This window comes from Dietzia sp. B19 (assembly GCF_014145155.1).
In the GTDB taxonomy this organism is placed as follows: domain Bacteria; phylum Actinomycetota; class Actinomycetes; order Mycobacteriales; family Mycobacteriaceae; genus Dietzia; species Dietzia natronolimnaea.
The window spans coordinates 1-6,102 of record NZ_JAALED010000049.1 but is presented as its reverse complement, the minus strand read 5'-3'; the positions used below and the strand labels follow the sequence as shown (position 1 = coordinate 6,102).

The following is a 6,102-nucleotide window of genomic DNA, read 5'->3' as shown; positions in this document are numbered from 1 at the left end:
AGCGCGCGCTCCACGGCGGCCCCGTCGCCGGTCGTGGTGCTGGCGGACCCCGGCGGGAACGGGTAGGTCGTGACGGCCGGGTCGGACTGTCCGGTGACGATCCGACCGACCACCTCGGGGTCCACCGCCGCCGTGAGGCCGCGCCGCACTTCCGGGTCGCGGACCGCCGGGGCGACGGTGTTGAAGCCCAGTTCGAGTTGGGCCGAGGAGTCGACGGTCACGGCGCGGACCCCGTGGACGGTGGCCGAGACGTCCGCGGCCAACGGTGTCGCCGAGACCATCGCGAGTGATCCCGGTCCTCCACGCAACGCCGCGCCGAGTTGTCCGGCCCCTGTCGCCCGCCGCACGAGGATCTGATCGAGTTCCGGCGCGCGCGCCCAGTACCGGTCGTTGCGTACGAACTCGATCTCGCCCCGACCGATGTCGGCGAACCGGATCATGAACGGTCCCGCGCTCATCACGGGGAGGCCGGACATCGCGCCCTGGAAACCGTCCGGGGCGTTCTTGAGGATGTGCCCGGGCAGCAGGTCGGCGAACAGCGTCCGCCACTGCGTCGGTGGGGAGTCGAACACCACGTCGACGACCTTGCCCCCGGCGCCGGACCGCACCTCGACGATCTGCTCGTACCCGGCGGGGTCGACCACTCCGGGCTGGGTCGTCATCTGCCGCCACAGGTACTCGAAGTCCTCGGCCGCGACCGGCACCCCGTCGGTCCACTGGGCCAGCGGGTCGATCGTGTAGCGGATTGTCCGCGGGCTCCCCGGCAGGGGCTCGGCGGACACGAGGAGGTCGCGGTTGAGCACCGGCTCACCGCCCGGCCCGGGGACGAACGCGCTCGGGAGCAGCAGGGAGGCGACCAGGTCCGTGTCGACTCCCTGATCGGCCAGGAGATGCGGGTTGAAGCCCGGGTCGACGCGGTCGAGGGCCAGCAGGACCCCGCCACTGGACAGGTTGACGGACTCCCCGTCGGTACGCTCCTCCCCCACCACGGTGGGCGGAGGCGGATCGGCCACACACCCTGTGACGACGACGAGGGAGAGCACGGCTGCCAGAACGCTCGTGCCGCGCCGACGAACTGATGCCCCCCTCGTCGCCACCAGGGTCCTCGTCAGTTGACCGACTGCTGCTCGCGCGACTTGGACTTGCTGCGGGCCTTGGCCCGCTCATTGGCGGTGAGCAGCACCTTGCGCACGCGGATCGCCTCCGGTCCGACCTCCACGCACTCGTCGCCGGCGCAGAACTCCATGGCCTCCTCCAGCGAGAGGTTGCGGGCCCTCTGCAGGGTCTCGGTCGTATCGGAGGAGGCCGCTCGCATGTTGGTGAGCTTCTTCTCTTTGGTGATGTTGACGTCCATGTCCTCGGATCGCGGGTTCTCGCCCACGACGACGCCCTCGTACACCTCGGAACCGGGCTCGATGAAGAAGTCGCCGCGGTCGGCCAGGCTGAGCAGCGCGAACGCGGTGGCCTTGCCGGCACGGTCGGCAACCAGTGAACCGGTGTGCCGCGAGCGGATCTCTCCGACCCAGGGCTCGTAGCCGGCCGACTCGGAGTTGGCGATCCCGGCGCCGCGCGTCTCGGTCATGAAGGTCGTGCGGAAGCCGATCAGCCCCCGGGCGGGCACCCGGAACTCCATCCGGACCCATCCGGATCCGTGGTTGCCCATCTGCTCCATGCGCCCCTTGCGGGCCGCCATGAGCTGGGTGACCGCGCCGAGGTACTCCTCGGGCACGTCGATGGTCATGTGCTCCATCGGCTCGTGGACCTTGCCGTCGACGACCCGGGTCACGACCTGCGGCTTGCCCACGGTGAGCTCGAAGCCCTCCCGGCGCATGGTCTCGACGAGGATGGACAGCGCCATCTCGCCGCGGCCCTGGACCTCCCAGTCGTCGGGGCGCGCGGTGTCGAGGACCTTGAGCGAGACGTTGCCCACGAGCTCCTGGTCGAGACGCGCCTTGACCATCCGCGCGGTGAGCTTGGTACCGCCGTTGCGGCCGGCGAGCGGGGAGGTGTTGACGCCGATGGTCATCGAGATCGCCGGCTCGTCGACGGTGATCGCGGGCAGCGCCACCGGGTTCTCCGGATCCGCGAGGGTGTCGCCGATCATGATGTCGCTGATCCCGGCCACCGCGACGATGTCGCCGGCCACGGCCTCGTCGGTGGGCATCCGCTCGACACCCTTGGTCGCGAGGAGTTCCGAGATCCGCACGGACTTGGTCTCCTGACCGCCGTCGGGAAGGTTGTGGATCCACGCCACCTGCTGACCCTTGCGGAGACGGCCGTTGTGGATACGGACCAGACCGATACGACCGAGGAAGTTGGACGCGTCCAGGTTGGTCACGTGGGCCTGCAGCGGCGCGTCGGCGTCACCGCGGGGCGCGGGGATCACGTCGTACAGGAGCGTGAAGAGCTCGTCGAGGTTCTCCCCGGCCGGTTCCTGGCCGTTGGCCGGCTGCGTGGTCGAGGCCTTACCGGCGCGACCGGAGGCGAACACCACGGGCAGTTCGAGCGCGCGCTCGGCCGCGGCCTGGGCGTCCGGGTCCTCGAGATCGGAGGCGAGTCCGATGAGGAGGTCCTGGGCGTCCTCGACGACCTCGTCGATGCGGGCGTCCGGACGGTCGGTCTTGTTGACGACGATGATGACCGGAAGGGATGCCGCCAGCGCCTTCCGCAGGACGAACCGCGTCTGCGGCAGCGGACCCTCCGAGGAGTCGATGAGCAGGACGACGCCGTCGACCATGTTGAGGCCGCGCTCCACCTCGCCGCCGAAGTCGGCGTGGCCGGGGGTGTCGATGATGTTGAAGACGAGGTCGGCGCCGCCCGACCCTGCGCCGAGACGCCGCACCGACGTGTTCTTGGCCAGGATCGTGATGCCCTTCTCACGCTCGAGGTCACCCGAGTCCATGACCCGGTCCACGAGCTCCGCGCGTTCGTCGAACGCTCCGGACTGGCGCAGCATCGCGTCGACGAGTGTCGTCTTACCATGGTCGACGTGCGCGACGATGGCGACGTTGCGGAACTCGGTCAGGGCCATACGGTGGGTTCTCCCTCAGAGGCTTTCGGCGCCACGGGCGACTCTGTGGCCGCCGGGCGCGTGGTGGGAATCTGCGGGACTCCCGCGTGATCCACAAGCGCGTCCGGTCGAGCGCGCGTGCGTGACCACATTACCCGCATCGGCCTCCGGACAGTCATCCCGAGCGGGCGACGCCACACCCGCGGCGGCGACTGTTATTTACATCACAAGTATCTTCTGCCACACTGGCCACAGACGCCACAGCAACCGGGCCTCCGGTATCCACACCTGTAAACGTTGTGAGAACATCGAGCCGTCGATTGGTCGGCCCGCCGACCGGTCCGTCCGCCTCATCCGAAGAATGGACTCGCCAGTGACCCGCCACTCGCTCAGGAACTCGTTCAGGACCCTAGGTCTCGGTGCAGTCGCCGCCATGGCCGTGTCGCTCGCCGTCCCCGCCTCCGCGAGCGCCCAGTCGCTGGACGAGCTGGGCCGCCCGACCGAGCCGGTGCTGCAGGCCATCGAGAACCTCTCCGAGCAGCAGTGGATCCCCGAGGAGACCCGGGGCACCATCGCCCGGCTGGTGGGCTTCTTCCGCGGGTCCGGCGAGCCGGGCACCCCGCTGCCCGAGAACGGTCCGGTGATCGCGCAGTTCGCCTACCCGACCATCATGCAGAACTGCATCGACGGGGAACAGACCGCGGTCGGGGCCGCCACCGCCGTGCCGGGGCCCGCCGGCCTGCCCCTGCCCGGCATCCCGGGCGGCCACCTTGGCTTCATCTTCACCGCCCTCGGCACCGAGGGCGTCGCACCCCAGCAGGTGCAGCCCATGACCGTGGACTGGTTCAACATCAACAACGGTCGCCGCGGCACCACCGTGCTCAGCTACAACGGGATCAACGCGGGCGGACCGGCGACCCTCAACGGTGTCGCCGACACCGGCCCGGGGCAGGTGCTGATGCTCCTGCAGGGCGGCGTCACCACCACCCTCGCCGGCGGCGGGACCTCCAATTGTGTCTCACTGCCGCTGGTGGGTTCCGCGTTCGTCCCGTGATCAGCGACGGCGTGGGGTCCGACCGGCCCCACCCCGACATGAGCAAGGCCCGTCTCGCCCTCGGCGACGGTGGGCCTCTCGTCGTTCTGACGGGTGCCGGGATGAGTGCGGAGAGCGGGGTGCCCACCTTCCGGGACTCCCGGACGGGACTGTGGGCACGCCACGACCCCGCCGACCTCGCGACCCCGGAGGCCTGGGACCGCGACCGGGACTCCGTGTGGGCCTGGTATCGCTGGCGCGAGCACCTCGTCGGATGCGCCGAGCCGAATGCCGGTCATCTCGCGATCGCCCGCGCCGCCCGGGACCGCAGCGTGACGGTGGTGACCCAGAACGTCGACGACCTGCACGAGCGCGCGGGTTCCGCCGGGGTGCACCATCTCCACGGCAGCCTCTTCGCACACCGGTGTGACGAGTGTGGGGCCCCGATGGAGGTGGGGGCGCCGCCGGAGGACCCCGTGGACCGGCTCGCGCCGCCCGACTGCCCGCGGTGCGGCGGACGGGCCAGACCGGGAGTGGTCTGGTTCGGAGAGATGCTCCCCCGGCAGCCCTGGGACGCCGCGGTGTCCGCGATCTCCGCCGCGACCGCGGTCCTGGTCGTCGGCACCTCCGGTCTCGTCCATCCCGCCGCATCGCTCCCCGGCATCGCCGTCGACCTCGGGATCCCGGTCGTCGAGGTCAACCCCGATCCCTCCGGCCTCACGGACGGGGTGACGGTCCACCTCCGTGACACCGCCGCGGCGGTTCTCCCGACTCTCCTGGCGCCCTGACCGAGGCTCACCTCGCCGGGACCGCTTGACAGGTCGCGGAACCGGCGCGGCGGGACCCCGGCAGCGCTAGCGTGTGCTCAGCGGAAACACTCACCACCACGTTCCCGCCTCCCCCGATCCCGGGGAGTACACCACCGGAGGTCAATCCATGTCCGACTCGTCCCCGCGCACCCCGTCCGCACCGTCCCCCGGCACCCCGTCCGACACGTCCCCCGGCACCCCGTCCGGGACGGCGGTGATCGCGGCCGAGGTGATCGGCACCTTCTGGCTGGTACTGGGAGGGTGCGGCACGGCGGTGTTCGCCGCCGTCCAGGTCGCCACCGCAGACACCGGAGACGTCCCCGTGGGCGTCGGCTACCTCGGTGTCTCCCTGGCCTTCGGCCTGACCGTCCTGACCGGCGTGTACGCGCTCGGCCACATCTCCGGCGGCCACTTCAACCCGGCCGTCACCGTCGGCGCCGCCATCGCCGGGCGCCTCCCCTGGGCCAAGGCCCCCGTATACATCGTCAGCCAGGTCGTCGGCGGTCTGGTCGCGGGAGCACTGATACTCGTCGTGGCCAAGGGCAAGGACGGATTCGAGGCGACCGGCCACATGGCCGCCAACGGCTTCGGCGCCAACTCCCCGGACGGGTACGGCCTGCTCTCGGCCCTGATCATCGAGGTCGTGCTGACCGCGATCTTCATCTGGGTGATCCTCGGAGCCACCGATCGCCGCGCCCCCGCCGGCTTCGCACCCCTGGCGATCGGGCTGACGCTGACGTTGATCCACCTCATCTCGATACCCATCACCAACACCTCGGTGAACCCGGCCCGCTCGACCGCCGTGGCCTTCTTCAACGGCGACGGGGCCGTCGGTCAGCTGTGGCTCTTCTGGGTGGCCCCGATCCTCGGCGCGCTCATCGCCGGCGCCCTGTACGGTCCCCTGTTCGGCGAGCGGGTGAAGAACGCCCGGGTCACCACCGGCGCCGCCGCCTGACCACCCGGGAATGACTGCAGGGCCCGCGGGATCATCTCCCGCGGGCCCTGCAGTCGGTCCGACGTACCGGGGGTCAGCGCCCCTGCTCGTCCCGTCGGTTCCGTCCCAACACCTTGTCCACGACGCCCGGCTCCCGGTCCGGGTGGGCGGCCGGATCGACGTCGTCCGGGTGACGCCCCGTCCGGTCGTGGATGCCGGTGTCATGGGTGCCGGTGTCATGGGTGCCGAGACCCTGCGACCCGTCAGACCTGGAGTGCCGGCCACCGGCGTCCGCGATGTCGCCGGTGGCGCCGCC

The 6,102-nt window shown here is 70.8% G+C and carries 6 protein-coding genes; 3 read left to right on the top strand and 3 right to left on the bottom strand.

The window, feature by feature from the left end:
- Together G6020_RS02150 and typA are read right to left on the bottom strand one after the other, a co-directional pair.
- A partial coding sequence (locus tag G6020_RS02150; protein WP_347238288.1) for an ABC transporter substrate-binding protein occupies positions 1–1,013 on the bottom strand: 1,013 nt, incomplete at its 3' end.
- A 95-nt stretch (positions 1,014–1,108) separates the two neighbouring features.
- Entirely contained in the window at positions 1,109–3,031 is a 1,923-nt protein-coding gene (gene typA, locus G6020_RS02145; protein ID WP_179525605.1) for a translational GTPase TypA, read from the bottom strand.
- Positions 3,032–3,443: 412 nt separating this feature from the next.
- On the opposite strand from typA, the gene G6020_RS02140 reads away from it, so the two are divergent.
- The 3 genes from G6020_RS02140 (at position 3,444) to aqpZ (ending at position 5,807) form a co-directional block, all read left to right on the top strand.
- Positions 3,444–4,064 carry a hypothetical protein gene (locus G6020_RS02140; protein ID WP_241730811.1) on the top strand — a complete coding sequence of 207 codons (621 nt, stop codon included), beginning with the start codon at positions 3,444–3,446 and terminating at the stop codon, positions 4,062–4,064.
- A 38-nt stretch (positions 4,065–4,102) separates the two neighbouring features.
- Positions 4,103–4,831, top strand: a complete 729-nt coding sequence (locus tag G6020_RS02135; protein WP_182609517.1) for an NAD-dependent deacylase — start codon at positions 4,103–4,105, stop codon at positions 4,829–4,831.
- A 250-nt stretch (positions 4,832–5,081) separates the two neighbouring features.
- Entirely contained in the window at positions 5,082–5,807 is a 726-nt protein-coding gene (gene aqpZ, locus G6020_RS02130; RefSeq protein ID WP_182609516.1) for an aquaporin Z, read from the top strand.
- Between the two features lie 73 nt (positions 5,808–5,880).
- Here aqpZ and G6020_RS02125 read toward each other — a convergent pair.
- Positions 5,881–6,102: hypothetical protein (locus G6020_RS02125; RefSeq protein ID WP_206682193.1), on the bottom strand; the 222-nt coding region annotated here is incomplete at its 5' end.

Coding starts and splice junctions, on each gene's coding strand:
- G6020_RS02140 (WP_241730811.1), top strand. CDS start 3,444: ATGGCCGTGTCGCTCGCCGTCCCCGCCTCCGCGAGCGCCCAGTCGCTG.
- typA (WP_179525605.1), bottom strand. CDS start 3,031: ATGGCCCTGACCGAGTTCCGCAACGTCGCCATCGTCGCGCACGTCGAC.
- G6020_RS02135 (WP_182609517.1), top strand. CDS start 4,103: ATGAGCAAGGCCCGTCTCGCCCTCGGCGACGGTGGGCCTCTCGTCGTT.